Source organism: Streptomyces sp. ACA25 (genome assembly GCF_028200735.1).
Classification (GTDB): Bacteria; Actinomycetota; Actinomycetes; order Streptomycetales; family Streptomycetaceae; genus Streptomyces.
In genome coordinates, this window is the sequence record NZ_JAQKPV010000008.1 from 161682 (window position 1) to 185346 (window position 23665).

General features: G+C 72.5%; 12 protein-coding genes. 5 read left to right on the top strand and 7 right to left on the bottom strand.

All coding sequences use genetic code 11. The features are described 5' to 3' along the window. Nucleotides 1-48 precede the first annotated feature (48 nt). Together PJ985_RS14505 and pglW are read right to left on the bottom strand one after the other, a co-directional pair. Entirely contained in the window at nucleotides 49-1464 is a 1416-nt protein-coding gene (locus tag PJ985_RS14505; protein WP_271684160.1) for a hypothetical protein, read from the bottom strand. A 48-nt stretch (nucleotides 1465-1512) separates the two neighbouring features. Continuing rightward, complete coding sequence (pglW, locus tag PJ985_RS14510; RefSeq protein WP_271684161.1) at nucleotides 1513-5919, bottom strand: BREX system serine/threonine kinase PglW; 4407 nt, start codon at nucleotides 5917-5919, stop codon at nucleotides 1513-1515. A gap of 342 nt (nucleotides 5920-6261) precedes the next feature. Between pglW and PJ985_RS14515 the strand changes: the two genes are divergently transcribed. Then, on the top strand, nucleotides 6262-7587 hold the full coding sequence (locus tag PJ985_RS14515; protein WP_271684245.1) for a PP2C family protein-serine/threonine phosphatase: 1326 nt from the start codon (nucleotides 6262-6264) through the stop codon (nucleotides 7585-7587). On the opposite strand, the gene PJ985_RS14520 is transcribed toward PJ985_RS14515, so the two are convergent. The 4 genes from PJ985_RS14520 to PJ985_RS14535 all read right to left on the bottom strand — a co-directional run bounded on the left by PJ985_RS14520 (nucleotide 7568) and on the right by PJ985_RS14535 (nucleotide 10678). Continuing rightward, the gene (locus PJ985_RS14520) at nucleotides 7568-8431 is read right to left on the bottom strand and encodes a YwqG family protein (RefSeq protein ID WP_271684162.1); all 864 of its coding nucleotides are present in this window, start codon (nucleotides 8429-8431) and stop codon (nucleotides 7568-7570) included. The genes PJ985_RS14515 and PJ985_RS14520 overlap by 20 nt on opposite strands. A gap of 79 nt (nucleotides 8432-8510) precedes the next feature. Continuing rightward, entirely contained in the window at nucleotides 8511-9035 is a 525-nt protein-coding gene (locus PJ985_RS14525) for a hypothetical protein (protein WP_271684163.1), read from the bottom strand. Between the two features lie 150 nt (nucleotides 9036-9185). Next, nucleotides 9186-10067 carry an ABC transporter permease gene (locus PJ985_RS14530; protein ID WP_271684164.1) on the bottom strand — a complete coding sequence of 294 codons (882 nt, stop codon included), beginning with the start codon at nucleotides 10065-10067 and terminating at the stop codon, nucleotides 9186-9188. Beyond that, nucleotides 10064-10678 carry an ABC transporter ATP-binding protein gene (locus tag PJ985_RS14535; protein WP_271684165.1) on the bottom strand — a complete coding sequence of 205 codons (615 nt, stop codon included), beginning with the start codon at nucleotides 10676-10678 and terminating at the stop codon, nucleotides 10064-10066. The genes PJ985_RS14530 and PJ985_RS14535 overlap by 4 nt, the downstream gene beginning before the upstream one ends. Before the next feature lie 314 nt (nucleotides 10679-10992). On the opposite strand from PJ985_RS14535, the gene PJ985_RS14540 reads away from it, so the two are divergent. Next, a complete protein-coding gene (locus tag PJ985_RS14540; protein ID WP_271684166.1) occupies nucleotides 10993-12363 on the top strand; it encodes a flavin-containing monooxygenase in 1371 nt (456 codons plus the stop codon). 97 nt (nucleotides 12364-12460) lie between these two features. Here PJ985_RS14540 and PJ985_RS14545 read toward each other — a convergent pair whose 3' ends face one another. Next, nucleotides 12461-13828, bottom strand: a complete 1368-nt coding sequence (locus PJ985_RS14545) for a wax ester/triacylglycerol synthase domain-containing protein (RefSeq protein WP_333909857.1) — start codon at nucleotides 13826-13828, stop codon at nucleotides 12461-12463. Nucleotides 13829-14667: 839 nt separating this feature from the next. Here PJ985_RS14545 and PJ985_RS14550 point away from each other — a divergent pair. The 3 genes from PJ985_RS14550 to PJ985_RS14560 are packed head-to-tail and all read left to right on the top strand — an operon-like array spanning nucleotide 14668 to nucleotide 23626. Next, a complete protein-coding gene (locus PJ985_RS14550; RefSeq protein WP_271684168.1) occupies nucleotides 14668-15822 on the top strand; it encodes an SDR family oxidoreductase in 1155 nt (384 codons plus the stop codon). A gap of 32 nt (nucleotides 15823-15854) precedes the next feature. After that, entirely contained in the window at nucleotides 15855-17438 is a 1584-nt protein-coding gene (locus PJ985_RS14555; protein ID WP_271684169.1) for a PfaD family polyunsaturated fatty acid/polyketide biosynthesis protein, read from the top strand. Between the two features lie 56 nt (nucleotides 17439-17494). Continuing rightward, nucleotides 17495-23626: a type I polyketide synthase gene (locus PJ985_RS14560; protein WP_271684170.1), complete on the top strand. Its 6132-nt coding sequence runs from the start codon at nucleotides 17495-17497 to the stop codon at nucleotides 23624-23626. Nucleotides 23627-23665: the final 39 nt, after the last annotated feature.

Consider the following 23665-nt stretch of genomic DNA (forward strand, 5'->3'; position numbering starts at 1 on the left):
GGGCCGCTACCGAGCAGCCGTCAATCGGAGCACTCGACGGTCAAAGCCTCAATACCCGCCCCGGCGCTGCGCGTTCCGCTTCGCCTGCGGCGGCTGCTCCCCACTCAGCGCCGCGAGGACGAGGTTGCGCCGTCCGTGGAAGCTGCGGATGACCTGCTGGCGCACGAGGTCCGTGCTCGTACCGGTCGTGCCGATCTGACCGGTCTCCACCAGACGCGTGAACAGCGTGTTGTCGAGGTAGCCGGGGACGTTCTTGTAGCCGAACCGGACGGCGCCTTGGCGCCCGTCCTTCAGCCGCCCGTCGTCACGCAGTGCTTCGAACTGCCGCCGGGAGAAGTACATACCGTGGATCATCTCCGTCGTGTGCGGCAGCACGGAACGCGGATGGCAGAGCTTGATCCAGCTCGGGCTGGCGTCCAGCCGCTGCTCGTCGCCCAGACTGGCCTGCATCTCCGCATACCGGTCCAAGCTCCTCATCCGTATCAGCTCCTTGGCGAGGTTCCCATCGCTGTTCGGGTAGTAGTAGCCGCCTCGCGCGGCGTCGAGCTTCTTGTACTGCACGAGGACGAGGCTGTGGCGCGAGACGTTGTAGAAGATGACGTCGCAACCGAGGAGCTGCTCAGCCGGGGTGCGGTTGGCGTTCGCGACCAGCAGCGTGCGCCCGTGTTCACGGAACTCGCGCCAGGCCACATGGTTGGTCTCGTCGCTGAACCATCCGCGCATCGTGTGGGTGTCGTGCGTGACGAGATGGTCCTCAAGTGCCGGTTGCTCGCTCAGTATCTCGTCGGAAGAAGCGGACAGCTCCTGCTGAAACCCCCCTGATCGGTCCAGCGGCTCGTCAAGCCCATTGCCTTCACCCACGAGGTCGAGAAACAGCGGCGGCACCCTGTCGTCGTACAGCTCCTCGGCGGGCGGGTCCCACTCCGCCAGACGAGGAACCTGCATACCTGCCATGCGTGTCACGGCGAGCGTTGCGTCACGCTGCAGTGCCACTTCCTGCGCCGCGCGCGAGCTCCCGAAGCTCCAGGGTTCGGTGGCCCCCTCGATCAGCTTGACGGCCTCGGTGACTTCCGGCCGGAGTCGCAACAGCAGAGCGCGTAGCGCCTCACCCGTGCCCTTGGTCTGCTGGCCCTCCTCCACATGGTGGCGCCGCTGACTCGGGGTGAGTCCGTCGAGCAGCTCATCGAGCGCGAGGGGTCTGCGCAATTGCCGCACGTGGGTGACGCTCAGCTGCTGCTCCTGGTGCTTCGCCCCCCGTCGGCGGACGGACTTCCCCACGCGGGTGATCCGAAAGCGCCCGTGCGCGTCCAGGGAAGCGATCAGGAGCAGATGGCTCCCCTTCGACCACTGGTCACGCCTACGTGTGAACGTCCACTCCCAGTCGTGCCGCCGGGCTTGATGCAGGCGCTCGAGAAGCCCGAGGTACTCGCTCTCGTCATCTCGACACTTGATGATCGCCACCATGAGCGCATTCTTGCCGATCCCGCTGACAAGCGGACAGTCGTCGGCCTGCTACACCGGCTGTTTCAGGAAGCCACCGTCCAGGTAGGCCAGTTCGCCGTCGTTACGCAGTGCCTCCACCGGCTGTCCGTCCAGATGCGGGTCCTTGGTGCGGGACTCCATCGGGCACAGCAGCCACAGTCCGTGCGGCCCGCCGGAGGGCCGGCGGGCGGCGGCCTGGAGGGTGACCAGGAACGCACGGCCGCCCTCGTCCCAGTACCGGGCGATCAGGCCCGCGTCGTGGAGGAAGAGGATTGTGCGCGGCTCGGTGGAGCGGGTGTCGAGGTCCTCGGCGACGCGCTGCCACACGACGCGGACGAAGGTGGCGAGGCCCGGCTTCACGCGGCCGGGCGCGGAGGCCGCGTCGGCACGCAGGACCGTCCGCCAGTCCTGGCCCCTCTCCTCGACGAGCTGCCGAAACTCCCGCAGGAACAGCGCCCCGAGGTCGACGGGTACCACCGGGAAGCGGGCGGCGATCATCTCGGCCGTGCCCTGCAGGCGGGCGGCCTTGACCGTGAGCGCGAGGAAACCGCCGCGGTCGGCGCACTCGGTAAGTTGTTCGCGCAGCGCGCCGCAGGGGTCGTCGGACTCCCGGCGCGCACGGGGTCCTGCCGGGGGGAGCATGCTGGTGACCGAGCCGGTGGAGGACCAGGGGCCGGTCGATCTCGGCGCCGGAGGAAGGAACCGTCCGGCCTCGTCGTCGTGCCGCAGATCGAAGCGGGCCGCCTGGAGGGCATCCTCCAGCACCACGGGGGTCGGCTCCCGGCCGTCCTCCAGGACGTCGAGGTCGGGGAACCGGGCCCGCACCCGGGCGACGAGTTCTGTGGCGGTGATCCCGCGGTCCGCCCGGACACCGGCCCCGGCCTGCGAAATGCGCAGCGCGCGTTCCAGGCCCAGGTCGCGCCGGTACAGCTCCAGGCGGGGGGAGTGGCGCACCACGGACGAGGCCACGGCGGCGGCCAGGGTCACCAGACGAGTGTCGGCGAGCGGCGTGAACCCCTCCGGGGCGGGCACCGCGCGCAGCTCCCGCACTACCTCGGCACGCCCCGGCAAAGGTTCCCGGCCTGCCAGCTTCTCCGCGGTCGCGCCCAGCTCCGCCGCGTAGTCCGCCAGCTCCTGGGGGTTCGGGTCGTCGGTGCCGGGCAGGGACTCGGACGCCAGCAGCACCGTGTCGCCGCGCCGATGTACGGCGAGGCGGGGTTCGTGGCCTGCCTCCTCGCGGGTCTCCGCCTCGACAGCGGCACGGACCACCGCCAGTGACCGGGCCAGCACCCGCTCGGAGGTGTCGTCCCGCGCCCCGTGCAGGGCGCGCAGCTCCTGGGCGGCCTGCGAAGCGGTCATCACCCGGCCGAAGCCGGCGACGACCTCGACCAGTTCGTCGGACACCGCCCGCAGCCACTCGCCCTCGGCCCACAGCTTGATCTCCGCACGGTGGTGGCGGGAAACCTGCGGCTGCTTGATGCCCAGGTGTTCGGCGATGCGCGCCTGCACGGGCCAGGGGCCCAGCGGGGAGACGCCGCCGTCCTCGGGCGGCAGGCCGAGAGTGAGGCGCACGACGCCGGCGCGGTGCGAGCCCTTGCGGCCGGGTGGCGGGGTCAGCCGGCCGGCCATGTCGTCGACCGACAGGATGCCCGTCACCCCGGCCCGCGGGTCCTCGTCCACCGCCGGAGAGGCGGCCTTGCGGGCGGCCGGTGCGGTGGCCTTCCCCCGCAGCGCGGCCGCCCACTGGTGGCGGCGGCGGTTCAGCTCCTTGCGCACCAGCGGACCGGCACCCCGGGCCTTGGAGATCACCGACGGCTGGATGTCCAGCAGCTGCCCCACCGTGGTCGCGCCGAGCCCCGCAGCAACCGTGACGGCGCGCGGCGACAGGCCGGCCAGTTCCAGCTCGGTGGACGCGTCGGCGGCAAGCGCCGCACGGTCCCGTGCCTGCTCGGTGTCCTCCGCCTCGGCGCCGACCGTGGAAGGGGTGGTCGGCGGCCGGTCGGTGTCGGCGTCCCGGAAGACCTTCTGCCAGGCGTCCTTCATCTGCCGCAGCGTGTCGAAGCGGTGCTCGATGTCCCGGTGCAGGGCACGCCGGAAGAACGCGGTCAGGCCGGGCTGCAACGGCCGGTAGAAGACCTCACCGGCGATGTGCAGCTCGGCGGACTCGTTGGTGAGGGGATCGGTGCGGCCGTCGCCCCACAGCGGACGCTCACCGCTCGCCATCTCGTGCAGGGTGACGGCCGCGGCGTAACGCTCGGCGTGGTCGTCGAAGTGCGGGCGGCGCACCGAGCCGAGGAACGGATCGAGATAGCCGCGGGTTCCGGCCTTCACATCACGGTCGGAGGCATCCGTCAGGGAGAAGTCGAACAGCTTCAGCTGCCAGGTGAAGTCCTTGCGGCGCTGAATGCCGAGGTTGTCGGGCTTGATATCCCGGTGGCGGACACCGTTCGCGGCAAGCTGGTCGAGCGCCAGGAACAAGTCCTCGCCGAAACGCTCCAGGTCGTCGTAGCTGAGCTGTCCCGCGCCGCGCAGCCGGGCGCCGAGGGACTGCTCCCCGGCGTACTCCAGCTGCAGGACCGTCCGCGGCCCGACCTCGCGCAGCCCGTCGCCGCGCAACTGGACCACGGCGCCGCCGCCGACCAGCTTCAGCGCGCGCTCCTCCGCTCGCAAGCGGTCGGCCTTCTGCTCGTCGAGCGCCACCTTGAACACGCGGTCCTCGACGCGGAGCGTGCCGTCGTCGTCCTCCACGGCGCGCTCCACCAGCAGGGCGCGGGCCGTGGCCCCCGTGCCGAGGACTCTGCGCACCGACCATTCGTCGTCCAGTGCCTGGCCGGGCAGCGCCTCCAGCGGGTCGAGAACCGGCGCTGCCGTGGAGTCGGGGACAGCGCCGGCCCGTTCCGCCTCGTCGAGGAGGTCCAGGAACTCCTCCGCGGAACTGAGCCGGTCATTGACATCCGCGCGGGTGGCCCGGAAGACCAGGGCGTCGAGTGCCTCGGAGACACCGTCGGCGACCGCGAACAGGTGCAGCCCCGCCTCGGTGCGCAGCCGCTCCTTCAGAACGCTGCGCTGCGGGGCCGGCGGCCTGCCGGTGAGGATCAGGTAGGAGATGGCACCCAGCCCGAAGACGTCCAGGTCCCCGGGGTCAGGGAAGGGCTGGTCGGTCTCGGGGGCGAGGTAGACATGCGCCGCGTCCTCGATCAGCGCCGCGTCCAACGCGGAACCGCCGAGGGAGCGGAAGAAGGTGGCGTTGCTGTCGAAGTCTCGGGCCGCGGTCTGCCAGTCGGTGATGCGCAGCTCGGGGCTGGCACCCTCGCCCCGGAACGACACATAGACGGACCGGGCCGCCAGCGCACGGTGGTACAGCGAGCGGCTGTGGGCATGCCGGACGGCCTCCGCGAGCTGGCGGACGAGATCGAGGCGGATCTCGGGCGTGAGCCTGCTCCCGTAGGTGTCCAGGTACTGATCCAGGCGCAGGTCGTTGTGCCGGTGACGGAAGAGGATCGCCGGCCCGCCCTCGTGGTCGCGCAGCTCGACGGCGTCGACGATGCCCCGGTGCGTGATGCCCTGCAGGACCTGGTACTCGCGGCGGGCCGCGCGCTCCGTCTTTCTCCGGTCCGCGTCGGTCGCGCCCCGGCTGACCAGGTAGATGCGGACGCGGCCCTCCTCCTGCGCCAGACCGTCGTCCCGCTTGGCGAGGCGGTCCTCCCATGACGCCCCTGCGTCGAGGGGGTGCGGCTCCATCCTCCACGCGTCCCCGAAACGCAGATGAGCGGTCGACTGGCGGATGCCGACGGTCTTCAGCAGCTCGGGCAGCCGGTGCCGGGAGAACTCCTCGGTGATGCGCCGCTCGGGCCGGTCGGGGGGCAGTCCGAGGAAGTCCTGCCAGATGCGGCTGAGGCCGCTCGCGCCGTCATCGCGCCCGTACACCCGTAGGCGCTGGACCTCGTCGAGGTGACTGACCAGGTCGGGGGCCGAAAGGAAGACGGCCGGCTCGATACGCGGAACCATCCGGTCGCTGCGGTAGAGCTTGCGGGCGGCCCACTGGAGCTGGCCGCGCAGCTCCTTGGACTTCACATCGTTGAAGTGCAACGGGTTATTGAGGGTGCGGGTGCGGTCCTGTCCGCGGAAGTTCCAGGTGGAACCGGTGTTGCGGAGCTCGCCGGGGTGGCTCTTGATCTCGATGAGGAAGAGGCCCGCGGGGACGGCGACCAGCAGGTCGCACTCGTTGACCCGGCCCGACCGGGCGGTGAAGGAGAAGGTCGCCCAGGCACGGTACGGCTCGGCCGCGGGCAGCAGACGCCTGACGTGGTCCAGCGCCTCCTGTTCCCAGGAGTACGGAGAGGGACGTGCCTGGAACCACCGCTGGGCGGGCTTGACCGGTCCAGGCTTGGGTGCTGCCGGGCCGGGCGTCCGCCGCGGCTCCCCTCCTGTTGCCACCACTGCGCCGGCCTCCTCACCGTTCATCCCCCGGGGCCCGACAAGTCCCTGGTGGAGCCTACAGCCAAGGACCGGGCCGGCCAGGTGACTGCGAGGCCCGGGCCTTGCACCGGGAGCCGTGCCCGACCGCCGGACGCGGGGGCCGAAGGCGCGTGCGTCCAGGGGCTCTGTGGTGCAATGACATCTGCCCGGCACCGGGCTCGGCCCCGGCCTCCTCGCACAAGGGGGAAGGAGCCGGAGCACCAGCGAAGAAGAGGAGTCACCGTGACTGCAGGCGAGCCCGACGGGGACGGTGAGCCGGCCACCGGTACTCCGGAGACCGGGAACGGCCGGGGCCGGACGATGACCTTGGCGAAGACACTGGCGGCGGCGGAGACCGCGGCACCCGTGGAGTCGCTCGACGTGGTCGCGCGCATGCTCAAGGACCAGCTCGGGGCCGCGTCGGTGTCCTTCCTCATCACCGACTTCACCGGCGGCTCGGTCGTACGGCTGGGGGCAGCGGGCAGTGTCGACACCGATGAACCCGCCAAACGCATCACGCTGCCGGGCACCCTGTACGACGACGTGATCCGCACCCAGCGGCCGAGCGTGGAGGACAACGGCGAAGGCGCGCTGGTGCGGATCATCGCCCCGGTGACCAACCGCGGGGACGCCATCGGGCTCCTCGAACTGTTCCTGCCTGCGGCGCCGGACGCGGAGGTGATGCGGGAGATCGGCGAGACCGCGCACGCCCTGGCCTACATCGTCATCGCCAACCGGCCCTTCACCGACGTCTACCAGTGGGGCCGCCGGACCATTCCGCTGAGCCTGGCCGCGGAGATCCAGCACCGGCTGCTCCCGGCTTCGCTGGCGTGCGAGGCGGCGCAGTTCGCGGTGGCCGGGGCGCTGGAGCCGGCCGACCACGTCGGGGGTGACACCTTCGACTACGTGATCGACCGGGACACCGTCCAGCTCTCCGTCTCCGACGCCATGGGGCACGATGTCGATGCCGCGCTGCTGGCCACTCTGCTGGTGGGTGCCCTGCGCCGGGCACGTCGGGCCGGTGCCGACCTCGCCGAGCAGGCCCGCCAGGCCGACCAGGCCATGGCCGAGCACGGCCGCGAGGGTTACGTCACCGGTCAGCTCCTCCGGATCAGCCTGATCGACGGCACGACCGAGTTCGTCAACGCCGGCCACACCTGGCCGATGCGGATGCGGAACGGAGAAGTGCGGGAAATCGCTCCGGAGGTCGACATGCCGTTCGGGCTCCATGCCCCGCACACCTACCGGGTCCAGTCGCTGGACCTGCAGCCGGGCGACCGCCTGGTGATGCTGACCGACGGCATGCTGGAACGCAACGCCACCCGCCTCGATCTGTCCGACCTGATCGTGCGCACGCGCGCGCTGCATCCGCGCGAGGCCGCCCGCACCCTCGTCGCGACGATCGTCGACGCCAACGACGGTCACCTGCAGGACGACGCGACGGTCATGTGCCTGGACTGGCACGGCGTCGGCCAATCCCGGCGGGACGCCGACACCGGCGCCGCCCTCGCCGACGCCTCCGCGCCGTCACGGATGGGGCGGGCCACTCCTGGGCGATACGGCGGGCAGGAATGCGGGAGTGGGCGACCGCACGGCACAGAGCCGGGTTCGCGGACAGCCCGGACCCTCAACCCGACTGCCAGGTGAACATGGCCCGGTCGAAGCGCCCGGCGGCCAAGTCCTCGCGACGCATCGTCCAGTAGATGACGCCGCCGTCCGCCCACTCCATGCCCGTCTCCGCATCGCTGTCGAACTGCGCCAGCAACAGCCACTCGCCGGCGTCCGGCAACAGCCGGGGGTCGTCCCAGTCGATGCCGAGGTCATCCCGGGAGGCCCACAGCTCCACGGCGGAGATGACGGGCCGCCCGTGCCCGCCGACCTGGTGTTCCGGACCGAGCCGGAGTTCGTTCAAGGCGTGGGCGAACTCCATCTCACACACCGGGTGTTCGTACGGCAACCCGATCACGGCATCCCCCGGTGCGAAGGCGAGGTGCAGCGCCGGGGCCGTGGGGTCGCCGGCGGTCGGCTCGACCCGGGCGGCCAGTGCCCTCGCGGGATAGGGATCGGGACCGGGGGGTGCCGGGCGCTCGGCGGTCACCGTCCCGGCGGGCAGGTACAGCACGCGGGCACCGTCCCGGGTGGCCGGGTCCGCGTAGTCGACACAGGCCTCATGCTCGTCCGCCCGACCGTCGAACCAGAAGAACAGCAGCGTGCCGGAGCCCGGCAGCGGGATGTCCAGCTCCCCCGTGGGCAACGCGGCACAGTCCAGCGAGGCCACGAACGAGAGCGGCCCGTGCCCCTCCCACACCGGCCACTCCACGTCCGCGGGCAACCGGGGCAACCCGCCCAGTCGACCGACGGCCCGCTCCCCCGGCGACGGTCCGGTAACGAGTCGCGCCGCCGGCCGCAGCAACGCGGTCCAGCGGTCGGCGGCCTCGGCGGGCAGATGCCGGGAGGCCAGGGCGGCGAGCGCTTCCTCGGTGACGACCATGGCAACGATGATGCCCCAGGGGACACCATCGCCAGGCGCGCGCCGGTCGCGCCGGTCGCGCCTCCTGCCCGGGCTTCCGCTACCAGCCGGCCTTCACCGCGTTGTAGGCCGTACGGCAATCGGCGTTGACGGCATCCGCGGCCAGCTTCTCCATGGAGTTCCTCCAGACCTTCTTGGCCACGTTCTCCAGCTCCCGCGTCTCGGCGGGCAGGTTCGGGGCGTACTTCTTGATCGTCGCGAGCGAGGACCTGGCGAACTTGTTGCACACGGGACCGGCGGCGTTCCGGTAGCGGTTGTCCAGGTCCGTGGCGACCGCCTGGCCGTTCTCGGTCGCCCACGTGTTCCAGGCCGCGCACGCCGCCTCGGTGAATGCCTCGCGGTCGGCCTCGCTCAGCCCGAGGACCTCGCTCAGAACGGCGTTCTGGACCCTGGTGGGGACCGTGAAGTCCGTGACGGGGAACTTGTCGAGGGACTGGAACAGCGCCTCCTGACACGCGGGGGGCATGGGGGCCGCCGCCTGTGCGGTGGAGGGGCCGGCCAGTGCGGAGGCGGAGAGGAAAGCCGCCGCCAGGACAGTGCGCTGAACGGTACGAGAAACGGTCATGAAGGTAGTGCTCCTTGCACGGGGGGTTGGGCCGGGGCGCCGTGGCAGCGCCCGCCGACGGGAGAACGATCACCACCATGCCCAGGTCACGGCTCCTGTCGGCCATCCGTGAGAGGAGCCAGGGCCCACAGGCGGCCGAAGGGCCGGCGATCACCCGGGCCGGGCGCGGCGCTCCGCGGCCGGGGCGGGCCCCGCCGGGGGTGGCGGTCCGTGTATGTCCTCGGTGGTCGCGGGCCCGGAAGGAGCCGGCGGCACCCCTGGCGTCCGTTCCTGTGCGAGCGCGTTGCGGGTGCGGCGGCGGAAGACCAGGAACGCGGCTGACGCGGCGCCGAGCAGCCAGAGGAGCTGGATCACCAGGCCGTGGGCCGCCGACGCGCCGGAGAAGGCCGCGGACATGCTGGACTGCACAGCTCCGTACGTCGGCAGGAAGCGCACGACGGCGCTGTCCGACCCGGAGCTGGACAGGGGATTCTGCAGGGCGGAGTCCAGGATGCTGATCATCAGGATGGCGAACATGCCTTCCACCTCCCGCCGCAGTACCGATCCGAGGACCACGCCGAGCGCGCCGTATGTCAGGGCGGCGCAGAACAGCGCGGCGGCGAGCAGGAACGGCTGCTGCGGCGGCCAGACGAAGCTGATCACGACCGTGGCGTACGCGGCGACGGCGGCACACAGCAGCGTGAGCGCGGAGAGTTTGGCGAGGACGAGGTGATACCGCGGGTATCCCGCCATGGCCAGGCGGCGGTCGAAGGCACCTCCGGTGAAGGTGGCCGCGAACATCATGAACCCGGCGATCAGGGTGACCGCGTTCAGCGCGCCGGTGACCTGGGTGAGGTGGTTGCCGGGCGGGGACAGGACGTCGCCGGTGGCCCGCAGCCGGAAGGGGGCGGCCTGGTCGGGAATGGCCAGGTAGGCCAGCGTGATCCATAGCGGGATGTACACCACCACGAGCAGCATCGCGAACCGGTTGCGGGCATGTCCGATCAGCGCGTACCGGGTCGCCGTGGCGAACAGTGCCCAGTGCCGCCTCATGCCGCCGTCCCCGCACGCCGCTCCTGCCGGTGGAGGTGCCCGCCCTCCAGGCGCCAGAGCAGGTCCAGCCGGTCGATGTCGTACGCCAGGTGGGAGACGACCAGCACCGAGCGCCCGGCGTCACGCAGCTTCGTCGCCAGCTCCCAGAAACGCAGGTAGGTCTCCCAGTCGAAGCCCTGGTAGGGCTCGTCCAGCAGGAGGACGTCCGGATCGTGCATGAGCGCCAGGGTCAGATTCAGTTTCTGCCGCGAGCCACCGCTGAGCAGGCCCGCACGCTGGTCGAGGTACTCCGTGAAGGCCAGGACCTCCATCACTTCCTCGGCCCGCCGCAGGTCCGCGAGCCCGAACGCGTGCTGGAAGAAGTCGAGGTGCTGGCGGACGGTGAAGGAGTCGTCCAGAACCACGGACTGCGGGCAGTAGCCGAACCTGCCGTGGTGACGCACCGCACCGCGGTCCGGCTTGAGCTCACCGGACAGGATCTTCAGCAGAGTCGACTTGCCCGCGCCGTTCTCCCCGACGATTCCGGCGAGGGTGCCGGGTGGTAACCGCAGGTCGACGCCCCGGAGAACGGCGTGCCGTCGGTAGGAGTGGTGCACATCGGTGACGTCCATCGTGTCGCTCCGTCGTACCAGGTCTGGCTGGGGGCCGCGGAACCGGTCCGCTCGTGCCCAACGAGCACAACGGGCAGCGGAAACGGTGCGCGAAGCGCGCCCGCTTCCTGCCGTCAACTCTGTGCACGTTGTGTCATCCGCACGACGGGTCCACCGCCGGAAGCGGGCCCTGGAGGCCGCGGCGTCGCTAGCGTGGCCCGGGCCGGAGTTCCGCGATCAGGTCCACGGAGGTTCGTCCCCATGGTTCCGTCAGGGCCTTCCGGCGATGTCGCGCGCACCAGGGAGAAGGTCGGTCAGCCATGCGGAGAACGTGCGTGATCGGAGCAGGCCCGTCCGGTCTGGCCGCGAGCAAGGTCCTTGCCTCGCGCGGCATTCCCTTCGACTGTTTCGAGGCCGGCTCGGGTATCGGCGGGCTGTGGCGGTACGGCAACGACAACGGCATGTCGGGGATCTACGCCTCGCTGCACGCGAACCTCTCGAAGGAGGGCATGTCCTTCTCCTCGCTGGCCATGCCGGAGACCTACCCGGTCTTTCCGCACCACAGCAAGGTCCTCGCCTACCTGGAGGACTACGCCACCTCGTTCGGTCTGCGCCCCCACCTCACGCTCGGCACGGAGGTCACCTCGGTGCGGCCCCTGGACGAAGGCGGCTGGGAGGTCGCCCACCGACGCCGCGGGGACGCGCCTGCCACCGAGGTGAGGACGCAGCGCTACACCGAGGTGGTGGTGGCCAATGGGCATCACTGGAACCCCCGTCTCCCGGACCCCGCCGTGCCCGGGGCCGAAACCTTCGAGGGGCCCACCGTCCACTCGCACGGCTACCGCTCCCCCGAGCCGTACGCCGGCCTGCGGGTGCTGGTCATCGGCATGGGCAACTCGGCGTGCGAGATCGCGGCGGAGATTTCCCGAACGGCGGCACGCACGTTCCTCTCCGCACGCGACGCGGCCCATGTGTTCCCCAAGATGCTGCTCGGCCGGCCGGCGGACCACTTGGTGCAGAGCCCGCTGTCCGGCCTCCCGCGATTCCTCAAGGGCCCGGCGACGGCGCTTCTTCTGCGGCTGACCCGTGGCGCCCCCGCTCAGTACGGGCTCCCGGATCCGGTGCGTGGGCCCCTCGCCGCGCACCCCTCCAGCTCGGACGAACTCCTCGTGCAGCTGGCCCGGGGCGCGATCACACCGAAGCCCGGCGTCAGCTCCTTCGGCCGGGACACGGCTGCCTTCACGGACGGCACCCGCGAAGCCGTGGACGCCGTGGTGTACGCCACCGGGTACTCCCTCTCCTTCCCGTTCCTGGACCCGTCCGTCTTCGCCGCTCCGCACGGCCGCACGGAGCTCTATCTGCGCACGGTGCCGCCCCGGCTCCCCGGTCTCTACTTCATGGGGCTCGCTCAACCCGCCGGGGTGGCGTTCCCGTTGCTCGAACCACAGGCGGAATGGGTCGCCGACCTGATCGCCGGCACGGCCGCCCTGCCGTCGCCGTCGGACATGACGCGGGCGATCACCCGCGAGTGGCAACGTCATGAGAAGACCTATGTGTCCACCTACCGGCACGGCATCGAGATCGACGTCCGCGCCTACCGAAGAGCTCTCCGCCGGGAGCTCCGCGCGGGCCGACGCCGAGCTCGCGGGGTGGTCCCGCAGCCGTCCGCCGTGACCGGTCCCGCTCCGGCAGCCGAAGCGGTGTGATCCCACGGCGACCGCACCGGCCACCGTGGGCAGCCATCGCCGGGCCGAGCCGGGAGCCCGCCCGGACCGGCCGGTACGGGTCGAGCGCCCTACCTGCTCACCCCGGCGCCGAGCTCTCCTCCAGCTCACCCACGGCCTGTTCCCACAGCTCCGGCAGCAGTTCTCCCAGCGGCAGGGCGCGGTCGGCGAGGAAGGACACCTCGGCCCAGTCGCCGAAGAACGACAGCCCCACCCCGAGGAGGTGCCCGGGCACGAGCAGGGGCAGCAGGGCGGTGCCCGTCACCCGCGTCTCCCCCAGGCTCCCCTTGTCGGCGAGCGGCATGGAGGTGGCCATGACGTTGGTGACACGTGGCGAGAGCACCCTGCGGAGGTACCACTCGGTGAGGTGGCCCGGCATGAAGCGGACCAGGTCCTGCACGGCCTGCCGCCATGTCTCACCCCGCAGCTTCCGGGTCGCCGCCATGACCTGTTCCAGTCGCCGCAGGGACGCGTCACCGTCCCGGGACCCGTCCGGCTGTGCCGGGGCGATGCGCACGGGCAGCTTCAGCGGCAGGCCAAAGCAGCGGTTCCCCCACGTCTGTTCCTCGTCGGGGCGGCGGGCGTCGACGGGCAGCACGGCCGTCACCCGGGGGAGCGGTACCCCGGAGCGGGCCGACCAGGCTGACAACGCCCCGGCAAGTGCCGCCAGATGCACGTCGTGGGCCGAACCGCCGGACGCGGTACCGATCCGGCGGAGAGTGCCTGCCGGTACGCGGCCCCGCCACAGCCGCCGTTCGCCGGAGGGTGTGAAGGCGGTGTCCGGACGGTGCCTTTGTACGGCGAGGGTGTCGGCCGCGCACTTCGCCGCCAGGCCGACCGCCGCACCCACCCGCCGGGGCGCCCCGGCCCGGCGGCTCCGGCCCGGCACCGGGCGCGCCGACGGCTCCCCCTTCCCCAGCAGGACGCGGAAGGTCAGGGCGGCGGCCGAACCGTCCTGGCAGGCGTGGTGGAAGCGGTAGCACAAGGCGTACGCGTCGGGTGCGTGGCCGTGGACCAGCCACATTCCCCAGTAGGCGCCGGGCGCGAACGGGGCGTCGAGGGCGGTGTCCAGGGCGGAGTCCCATCCGGCGGGGCCGTCGGCGACCACCTCGTGCACATGCCGGTCCACGGCGAAATCCGCGTCCGGTTGCCACCATGACCGCCGGCCCCCTTGGACCCGGCTGGTGAGCAGCGGCAGCTCGCCGAGTCGGTGGCCCACATACGCGCGAAGGTCAGCCAGGGCCGGGGGTGGACCGCTCAGGTACGCGACGCCCCCGGAATCCCAGCGCACGTCGGGCCGACAGCGCCCCAGGTTGAGGAAGGCGCGGTCGACCGGGGTGGTGGGGTGGCGCGGAGAAGGAACGGACGGACCGGGCCGGACGGATCGAGCAGACCGGTCGGACGGTTCGGGCCGGGTGGGCGGGGTGGTTTGTGCGGAATCAGGCATGGGGCTTCAAAGCTCCCGTTCAATCCAGGGGTGAGGGCGCTGACGGCAGGAGGGGCAGGGGGAACGCGAGGGGACGGACCGCACCGGGCCACGGCCGCCGAGCAGCCGGTCCGCCCCCGGCCGAACTGTGGCGCACCGCCGCACCTGACCGGCCGTCCCTCAGGATGACCACCGGCCGGAGGGGGCCCGTCCGGCACACGCACGCCCGCCCGGGCCTCAGCAGCCGTACCCAGGCGGCCGGCAGCACTCGCTTCCGGGCTCCGGCGGCTCCTGATGCTCCGGCCCTGAGCTGGCCTGCTGTCCCACGCTGCCCGCAGCCGCCGACACGGCGAACCCTGGCGGGACGCTTCGAGGCCCCCGCAATCAAGTTCCCTCGAAAGGAGGACGGGTTCGACCACGTGGGAGGGCTGTAGCCGTGCCCCCTCGCCCGTATGACCGAGTGGCCCGGTCTGCGGCGGGTTTCCACCGCATCGGGGCGGGCGTGCACGGGTCACGGTCTCGCGTACTTCGTTCGGGTGAGAAGGGAGAAATTCGGGGTTGCGCCCCGCTCACCTTCTGACATTGTGTGCCGTGCACCGGAGGTCGGCGGGCCCCGTGAGGGCCTGAGGAACTCCCGGCGGAACGGCGGGCGTCGGAGGGTCGGCGCGGCCGGTAAGCACAGTCCGGACCGGCCGGGCCGGGCCGTGTGTGGTGCGACCGCGCCAGTGACACTCCGCGTCGCAGGACCGCCGGTGGCGTCCCGTTCCCCGGCCTCAGGCGCCGCCACGGCGGCGCACCCCGCACCCGCCCCCGCACGCGGTCGCGGGCCCGCCCCTCTCACTGCCCTTGGAGCCACGCTCGTGCACGTCGCCCTCACCGGCGCCACCGGTTTTCTCGGACTGCGGCTGTTACGTCGCCTGCTCGACACGCACCGGTCGGTGACGGTCCTGGCCCACGCGGGGTCGGGGAACGCCCTGCACCGCATCACCCGGTTTTTCGAACTGACGGACTCACCCGTAGCGTTCACCGCTGGGCTTCCCGGCCGGTTGCGGGTGGTGGAGACCGAGCTGGCCCTGCCGCGGCTGGGGCTGTCCGGACGGACGTTCCAGCAGCTGGCCGATGGCCTCGACGCGATCTGGCACAGCGCGGGCAGCATCCACCTGGAGGGGAGCCTTCCCGAGCTGCGCCGGATGAATGTCGAGGGGACCCGGCACGTGCTGGAGCTGGCGGCCGCGGGCCGGCGGACACCCGTGGTCCATCACGTGAGCACCGCGTTCGTGGCCGGTACGCGGCGGGACGGAGTGGTGTACGAGGACGAGCTGGACGACACCTGCGGCTTCGAAAACGCCTACGAACAGTCAAAGTACGAAGCAGAGTTGCTGGTACAAGCCTGGTCCCGGGAGCACGGCCGCCCGGTCCTGATCCTGCGGCCGAGCATCCTGGTCACGGACCTGCCGCCGCACCCCGCGCTGCCCCCACATCCGCTGCTGGTCGTCGAGCGGATCCTGCGTGACGCACAACGTGCCGCCGTCCCCACGAGCCCGGGCCCGGACGGCCCGCCCCGCGTTCGAACGGTGGGGCATCCGCACGGCCGACTGAACCTGTTGCAGGTGGAGCACGCGGCCGAGGTCATGGTGCGGCTGGCCGGCCTGGCGCCCTCGGGCGGGGTCGACACGTACCACGTCGTCCATGACCGCGACGTACCCGTACCTACCGTCGTGACCCTCCTGGAACGGCTGGCCCCGCTCTCGATCGACCTGGTCGCCACCAAGCCCGACGCCCCGTCGGCGCTGGAGGCGCTGCTGGATTTCTACCCGGGCCTGACGGCCTATCTCACCCATCGGCGGCGGTTCGACGACACCCGGGTCAGGACCCGGCTGGGGCGATCGGCGGCCTCCGCCCCGGTGGGCCTCGACTACCTCTGGTCCGGTCTGGCCCAGCGGGGCAGGGCCCTCCCCGGGCCGCCGGACACCCTCCGGGCGTCTTGCCGTCCGCCCCGTGACTCGTACGCCTGACCAGCAGACGTCCTCTCCCGTTGGAGCCTTCCGTGTCCCTCCTCGCAGCCCCCGGCTCCCCCGCCGCGTCCCCGCCGGTCTTCTCGCCCGAGGGGATCACGACCCGTGCCCGGCGGATCCGGGAACCCGTCCACGTCGTCAGTGGGCCGGACGGCCGTGAGCTGGGGCTCGCGACCGGTCCCGTGCCCGGGGGCCCGGTGCTCGGCACGCTGCCGCCGCTGTACCCCGAGTGGCTCGGCGGTCGCACCTTCTGCGAGGCACACGGTGTCCGCTTCCCCTATGTCGCCGGTGAGATGGCGAACGGTATCGCGACCACCCGGATGGTCTCGGCGATGGCCCGGGCCGACATGATCGGCTTCTTCGGCGCCGGCGGTCTGGCCTACCCCGACGTCGAGCGGGCCGTGCACACCCTGGCGCACGAGCTGGAGCCCCGCCCGAACTGGGGCGTCAACCTGATCCACTCACCGGCCGAACCGGCGCTGGAATCACGCGTCGCCGAGCTGCTGCTGCGCTGCGGTGTTCCTCGGATCTCCGCGTCGGCGTTCATGGAGCTGACCCCGGCGGTCGTGCTGTGCTCGGCCCACGGACTGCGCCGGGGCGCGGACGGCGGCATCGTCCGGCGTACACGTCTGTTCGCGAAGGTCTCCCGGCCCGAGGTGGCCGAGCGGTTCCTCTCCCCCGCCCCGCCCGCGCTACTCGGTCCCCTCGTCGCTCAGGGGAAGCTGACCCGGGAGGAGGCGGAGCTGGCGGCCCTGGTGCCGGTGGCCGAGGACATCACCGTGGAGGCGGACAGCGGTGGGCACACCGACAACCGGCCGTTGTCGGTCCTGCTGCCGAGGATCACCGCCCTGCGCGACGCACTGTGCCGCCGGTTCGGCTACCGCCGGCCGGTCCGGCTCGGCGCGGCCGGCGGCCTCGGCACCCCGGACGCGGTGGCCGCCGCCTTCGCCCTCGGCGCGTCCTACGTGGTCGTCGGATCGGTGAACCAGACGGCCACCGAGGCCGGCCTGTCAGACGAGGCGAAGGCGATGCTCTGCGACGCGGACATCTCCGATGTGGCCATGGCACCGGCTGCCGACATGTTCGAACTCGGCGTGAAGCTGCAAGTGCTCTCCCGGGGAACGATGTTCGCCCAGCGGGCTACCCGGCTCCAGGCGGCATACCGGGCCCATGGTTCGCTGGAGGAGATCCCGTCCGTGCTGCGCACCCCGATCGAGCGCGACGTGCTGCGCGCCCCGTTCGACGAGATCTGGCAGCGTACGCGCGCGTTCTGGGAGCAGCGCGATCCCGCGGAGATCACCCGTGCGGAGACCGATCCGAAGCACCGCATGGCCTTGGTCTTCCGCTGGTATCTGGGCAGTTCCAGCCGGTGGGCAATCACCGGGGAGGGGTCGCGGCGGGCCGACTACCAGATCTGGTGCGGGCCGGCGATGGGCGCGTTCAACCAGTGGGTGGCGGGCACGTTCCTGGCCGAGCCGGCCCACCGGTCCGTGGTGCAGATCGCGCTCAACCTGCTCGAAGGGGCTGCCGTGCTCACCCGCGCCCATCAACTGCGGACGTACGGGGTTCCGTTGCCGGCCGAAGCGTTCACCCACGCGCCGTGCGAGCTGGCGTGAGCGGCACCGGCGCCGCCGACGCGTCAGCAACGACCGCCCGACCTCGAGGAGAGACCGTGTCCGGCTCCACCCCTCGCCAGGCCCCCATCGCCGTGGTCGGCGTGGGCGCCCTGGTGCCCGGCGCGACGGACGCGGCCGGTTTCTGGCGGATCATGGTCGGCGGCCGGGACCTGATCACCGAGGTGCCTGCCTCCCGCTGGCGCGTGGAGGACCACTACGACCCGGACCCGGCCGCCCCCGACAAGACGTACGCCCGCCGGGGCGCTTTCCTCCCCGAGGTGGACTTCGACCCGATGGCATACGGGGTGCCCCCCGCCAATCTGCCGGCGACGGACACCGCCCAGCTGCTTGCCCTGATGGTCGCCGATCAGGTGCTGACGGATGCCGGCGGCCTGGCCGGGGTGGACCGGGACCGGACCGGCGTCGTCCTCGGCGCGGCCGCCCTCGAACTCCTTCCGCACATGTACGGGCGCGCCCAGCGCCCCGTGTGGCTCGCGGGGCTGCGGGAGAGCGGACTCGGTGAGTCCGAGGCGCAGGCGGTGTGCGACCGCATCGCGGCCCGTTTCACGCCGTGGCGCGAATCGACCTTCCCCGGACTGCTCGGCAACGTGGTCGCGGGCCGGATCGCCAACCGGTTCGATCTGCACGGCATCAACCACACCACCGACGCTGCCTGTGCCAGCTCCCTGGCGGCCCTGTCGACGGCGGTCGGTGAGCTGTCCCTGGGCCGGGCCGACCTGGTGATCAGCGGAGGCGTGGACACCGGGAACGACATCGGCATGTTCCTGTGCTTCTCCAAGACACCCGCGCTGTCCCCCAGCGGGGACTGCCGGCCGTTCTCGGCCGCGGCCGACGGCACCCTGCTCGGCGAAGCGGTCGTCATGTACGCACTGAAGCGGTTGTGCGACGCGGAGCGTGACGGGGACCGGATCCACGCGGTGATCCGGGGCGTCGGCACCTCGTCGGACGGCAGGAGTACGACCATCTACGCCCCGCTGCCCGACGGCCAGGCGCGGGCCCTGCGACGGGCCTACGAGGAGGCGGGCTACGGGCCGGAGACCGTGGAGCTGGTCGAGGCCCACGGGACCGGCACAAAGGCCGGGGACACCGCTGAACTGGCGGCGCTGGGCGAAGTGTTCGGCGCGACAGGTCGTACGGACGGGCAGTGGTGTGCGATCGGCTCGGTCAAGTCGCAGATCGGCCACACCAAGTGCGCGGCAGGTGCGGCAGGACTGCTCAAGGCGGTCATGGCCCTGCACCACAAGGTGCTGCCACCGACGGTCAAGGTCGAACGGCCGAACCCGGCGGCCGCCGCACCGGACGGCCCGTTCTACGTCAACACGGAGGCCCGCCCGTGGGTACGGCCGGCCGGTCATCCGCGCCGTGCGGCGGTGTCGAGTTTCGGCTTCGGAGGCAGCAACTTCCACGTCACGCTGGAGGAGTACACGCCCTCCGGCACCCGGGGCCGTGCGGCCCCGCGTCACCGCTCGGCACCGAGCGAGCTCGTCCTGTTCAGCGGCGCGTCCCCCTCGGACCTGGTCCCGCCACGGCCGGACGACGGACGTCCGCTGGCCGCGCTGGCACGGGAGAGCCACGCCTCCTTCTCCCCCGCCGCCCCGGTGCGACTGGCCGTCGTCGCCGCCGATGCCGAGGACCTGCGGGAGAAGTACGCGCAGGCGGTCGCACTGATCCGGCAGCGTCCTGGCGCGGCGTTCTCCACGCCCTCCGGCGTCCGGTACGCCTGCGGGGAGGCCGCACCGGGCCGCGTCGGCTTCCTCTTCCCGGGACAGGGTTCCCAGTACGTCGGGATGGGAGCTGATCTCGCGATGCTGGTGCCGGCCGCTCAGGGTGTGTGGGACCGGCTGGGCGGCTCCCGCTTCGGCGGGCAGCCCTTGCACCGGGTCGTGTACCCGCCACCCGCCTTCACCGAGGAGGAACGCACCGCCCGGCGGGCCCTGCTGGATGCCACCGAGTGGGCGCAGCCCGCGCTGGCGGTGCACGCGCTCGCGTTGCTGGAGGTGGTGCGGGAGCTGGGGCTGCGGCCGGACTGCGTGGCGGGCCACAGCTTCGGTGAACTGGTGGCGCTGCACTGTGCGGGTGCGCTGGACGCCGGGTCGCTGGTGGGTCTGGCCCGTCGCCGCGGCGAGCTGATGCGGGACGCGGCGGTCACCCCGGGCGCGATGCTGGCGGTGGCGGCGGACCGCGCACACGTGGGGAAGGTGCTGGCCGGTGGCGGGTACGGCGACATCTGGCCGGCCAACCACAACTCCCCGTGCCAAGTGGTGCTTTCGGGGTCGGTGGAGGCGGTCGTGCGTGCCGAGGAGGCATTCTCCGCGGAGGGGGTCGGCACCCGTCGGCTGGCCACGTCGACCGCCTTCCACAGCCCGCTGGTCGCCCCGGCCGTCGAGCCGCTCGCCGCGTACCTGCGCACGGTGCCGGTCGCGGAGCCCCGGATCGAGGTCTACGGCAACACGGACGCGGCGCCGTACCCGTCGTCCCCCGGCGAGGTGCGCCACCGGATCGCCGGTCATCTCGCCTCTCCGGTGCTTTTCCAGGAGCAGGTCGAGGCGATGTACGCGGCGGGGGTGCGCACCTTCGTCGAGGTCGGTGCGGGCACCGCGCTGACCGGTCTGGTCGGGCAGATCCTCGGTGACCGCGAGCACGCGGCCGTTCCCCTGGACCGGCCGGCCCGGCCCGGTGCCGACACCCTGCACGCCGCGCTCGGCGAACTCGCCGTACGCGGTGTTCCCCTCGATTTCGACACCCTCTGGGCACCGTACGCCCCGCCCGGAACCTCAGCGAAGGAGCGCGAGCCCCGAATGACCGTGAAGATCAGCGGAGCCAACTACGGTCAGTGCCCCCCACCCCGGGCCGCGTCCGCCGAACCGCCGCCCGCTTCGGAACGTGAGCCGGAACGCCCGCCTCAGCCTGCCCCCGTCCCCGTATCCGCGTCCGGCACCACGGCGGTCCCCGTGTCCGCGTACGCCCCCTCCCCGGTCCACACCCCGCAGCCATCGGTGTACGGGACGGCTTCCGCACCCTGGCGGCCGGAGCCCCCGCACGACGCCGTACCGGCGCCGGAGCACAAGCCGGTGCACGAGGCCGGTGCTCCTCACGACGCCGGGGCCGGGGCCGGGGCCGGGGATGCTGTCGGTGGCGACTGGTTCGCCGCCGTCGAGAGTGTCCAGCGGCAGACGGCGGAGGCCCACGCGGCCTGCCAACGCATGCTGACGGACAGCCATATGGCCTTTCTGCGGATGACCGAGGCGACCCTGGCCGCGATGCTCGGGGTGCCGCACGCGGGTGGGGCCATGGACGTACCGGCTCCCGCGGCACCGCTGCCGCACCCCCGCTCCTCGGCACCGCGGCACGCCCCGGCACCGGTGGCGCCGCCGGCTCCGGCCACGACCGGGGTTCCGGCACCCGTGCCCGTAGCCGCCCCCGCAGCTCCCGGGCCCGTCGAAGCCGTCGAAGCCGTCGGGGCCGGAGCGGCGGCCTCCCCCGCCCCCGCCGATGATGCGGTGCCCCTGTCGGCTTCGGAGCTGGAGGAGTTGCTCCTGTCGGTGGTGGCCCGGCTCACCGGATACCCCACCGCCATGCTCAACATCGACATGGAGCTGGAGGCGGATCTGGGCGTCGACTCCATCAAGCGTGTCGAGATCCTGTCAGCCGTGCGCCGGCAGGTGGGTGACATGGCGACGGGAGACGCCGGGCAGCTCGGCAAGCTCCGTACGCTGCGGGAAATCGTCGAGGCGCTCACCGGCGGTGCCCAGCCTCCCGGGACGCCGGGCACCCTCGCGGACGTGGCCGCCCCCGCCGTCGCAGAGGCCCGAGAGCACGCCGGGCTTCCCGGAACTGCCGAAGCCTCCGCCGTCCCCGACGTCCCCGGGCCGCCCGCCTCACGCACCGGGTCCGGCGAGCGGACGCCGCTGACGCGACTGGTACCGCGCGCGGTGGAGGCACCGGCGTCCGGGCTGGCCACGGCCGGCCTGCTGGACGGGCCCGTCATGGTGACCGGCGGAAGCTCCGGTGAGTGCGGGATCGCCGGGCTCCTCGCCCGGAAGCTGACGGAACGCGGGGTGGACGCCACCGCCGTGGCGGAGGTGCCCGAGGACGCACGCGGTGTCGTCCATCTCGGCGGGCTCACCGCGAGCGGCGCCCCGCACGAGGCGCGGGAGGTCCACCGGTCGGCACTCCGCGCGGCACGCGCGGTAGCGGCACAAGCGGCCGAAGGCGGCGCGCTGTTCGTGACCGTTCAGGACACCGGGGGCGACTTCGGGCTCGGAGGCCGCGTGCCCGGCCGTGCATGGGCGGGAGGGGTCGCCGGTCTGGCCAGGACGGCGGCGAAGGAGTGGCCGGACGCCTCGGTCAAGGTCATGGACTGCGAGCGGGGCGGCCGGGACGACGAGGAGGTCACCGAAGCGATCGCGCGGGAACTGCTTGAAGGCGGAGCCGACGTGGAGGTCGGCCTCCGCGCGGACGGCACCCGCTCCCTCCTGCGGCTGGTGCCCGAGCCGATGACGCCCGGCGGCACAGGGCGGATCTCCTCCGCGTCGGTGATCGTGGCCACCGGAGGGGCCCGCGGGGTGACCGCCGCGGCGTTGCTCGACCTGGCCAGGACCCACCGTCCGCGGATCGTGCTGCTGGGCAGGACGGACCTGGCCGCCGAGCCTGCCGGACTGGCGTCGGCGACCGGCGAACCGGCCCTCACCCGTCTGCTCGCGGAGCGCTCCGCCGGGGACGCGGCGGACTCCTCACCCGCCCGGATCGCGGCGCGGGCCCGGGAGATCCTGGCCGCGCGTGAGGTACGGGCGACGCTGGCGGGGTTGGAGGCCGCGGGGGCGCCCGCCCGGTACGTCCAGGTGGACGCCCGCGACGGCGAGGCCCTCGCCGCGGCCCTGCGCGACGTGCGCGAGACGTGGGGGCCGGTCACCGGCATCGTGCACGGTGCGGGAGTGCTGGCCGACAAGCGGATCGCCGACAAGACCGACGAGCAGGCCGAGCTGGTGATGTCCACCAAGGTGGACGGTCTCCGGGCGCTGCTGGCGGCGACAGCGGACGATCCCCTGGACACGATCTGCCTGTTCTCCTCGGTGGCTGCCGTGTTCGGGAACCCGGGGCAGAGCGACTACGCCATGGCCAACGAGGTCCTCCACCAGGTCGCGTCGGCCGAGCAGGCCCGCCGCCCCGGCTGCCTGGTGCGGTGCGTGGCCTGGGGTCCCTGGCAGGGCGGCATGGTCACCCCGGCCCTGGCCGCGCACTTCGACCGGTCCGGGGTCCCGCTCATCCCTCTGGATCAGGGCGCCGCGGCCTTCACGGCCGAGCTGGACGGCACCACCGGTGAGGCCCGCGTCATCCTGACGGCCGGGGACGACCCGGCCGCCCTGTCTCCGGCCGGTGATCCGTGTCGCGCCCAGCTGCTGGTCCGCTCGGACACCCTGCCGCAGCTGGCCGACCACGCACCCGCCGGGGTTCCCGTGCTGCCCGTGGCCATGGTCCTGAACTGGTTCGCGGGTGCGGCCACCGCATGGCTGCCGGCTGCCGGACCGCTCGTCCTGCGCGATCTGCGGGTGTACAAGAAGTGCGCCCTGCCGGAACTGCCCGGCGCGGGCCACCGGATCACTGTCCTCGGCAGCCGGGGCGCGCCGGGGTCACCGTCGGGTCTGGAGGCGGAGCTGCGGGCCGAGGACGGCCTGGTGCACTTCCGGGCCGTCCTCGGCAACGGGGACGGGGAACCGGATGCGGCCGCGTGGGACACCCCGGACGGCCTGAAGCGGATCGACCGGGCCTCGTTGTACGACGGGGAGGTCCTCTTCCACGGCCCCCGGTTCCACGCCCTGCGCACGGTGCGCGGTGTCTCGGAGCACGGCGCCGAGGCGACCGTCGCGGGCCTGCGCGCCCTGGACTGGGCGGGTGAGCACTGGCCGCTCGACGCGGCCGCCGTGGACGGCGCACTCCAACTCGCCCTGCTGTGGGGTGCGGAGGTGCTCGGGGCGGCGACGCTGCCGATGGCGGTCGCCGAGTGCAGGGTGCACCGGCAAGGCCCGGTGGACGGCACCGTGCGATGTGTGGTGCGGGGACGGAAGACGCACGACGCGGGGGCGCGCTGCGACGCGGCACTGATCGACGCCGACGGGTCCGTCCGGCTGGAGCTGATCGGTGTCGAACTCGTCCGCCGCCCCTCCTGACCCCGTTCCCGGATTCCGCCCTGCTCTGAAGTGAGACCC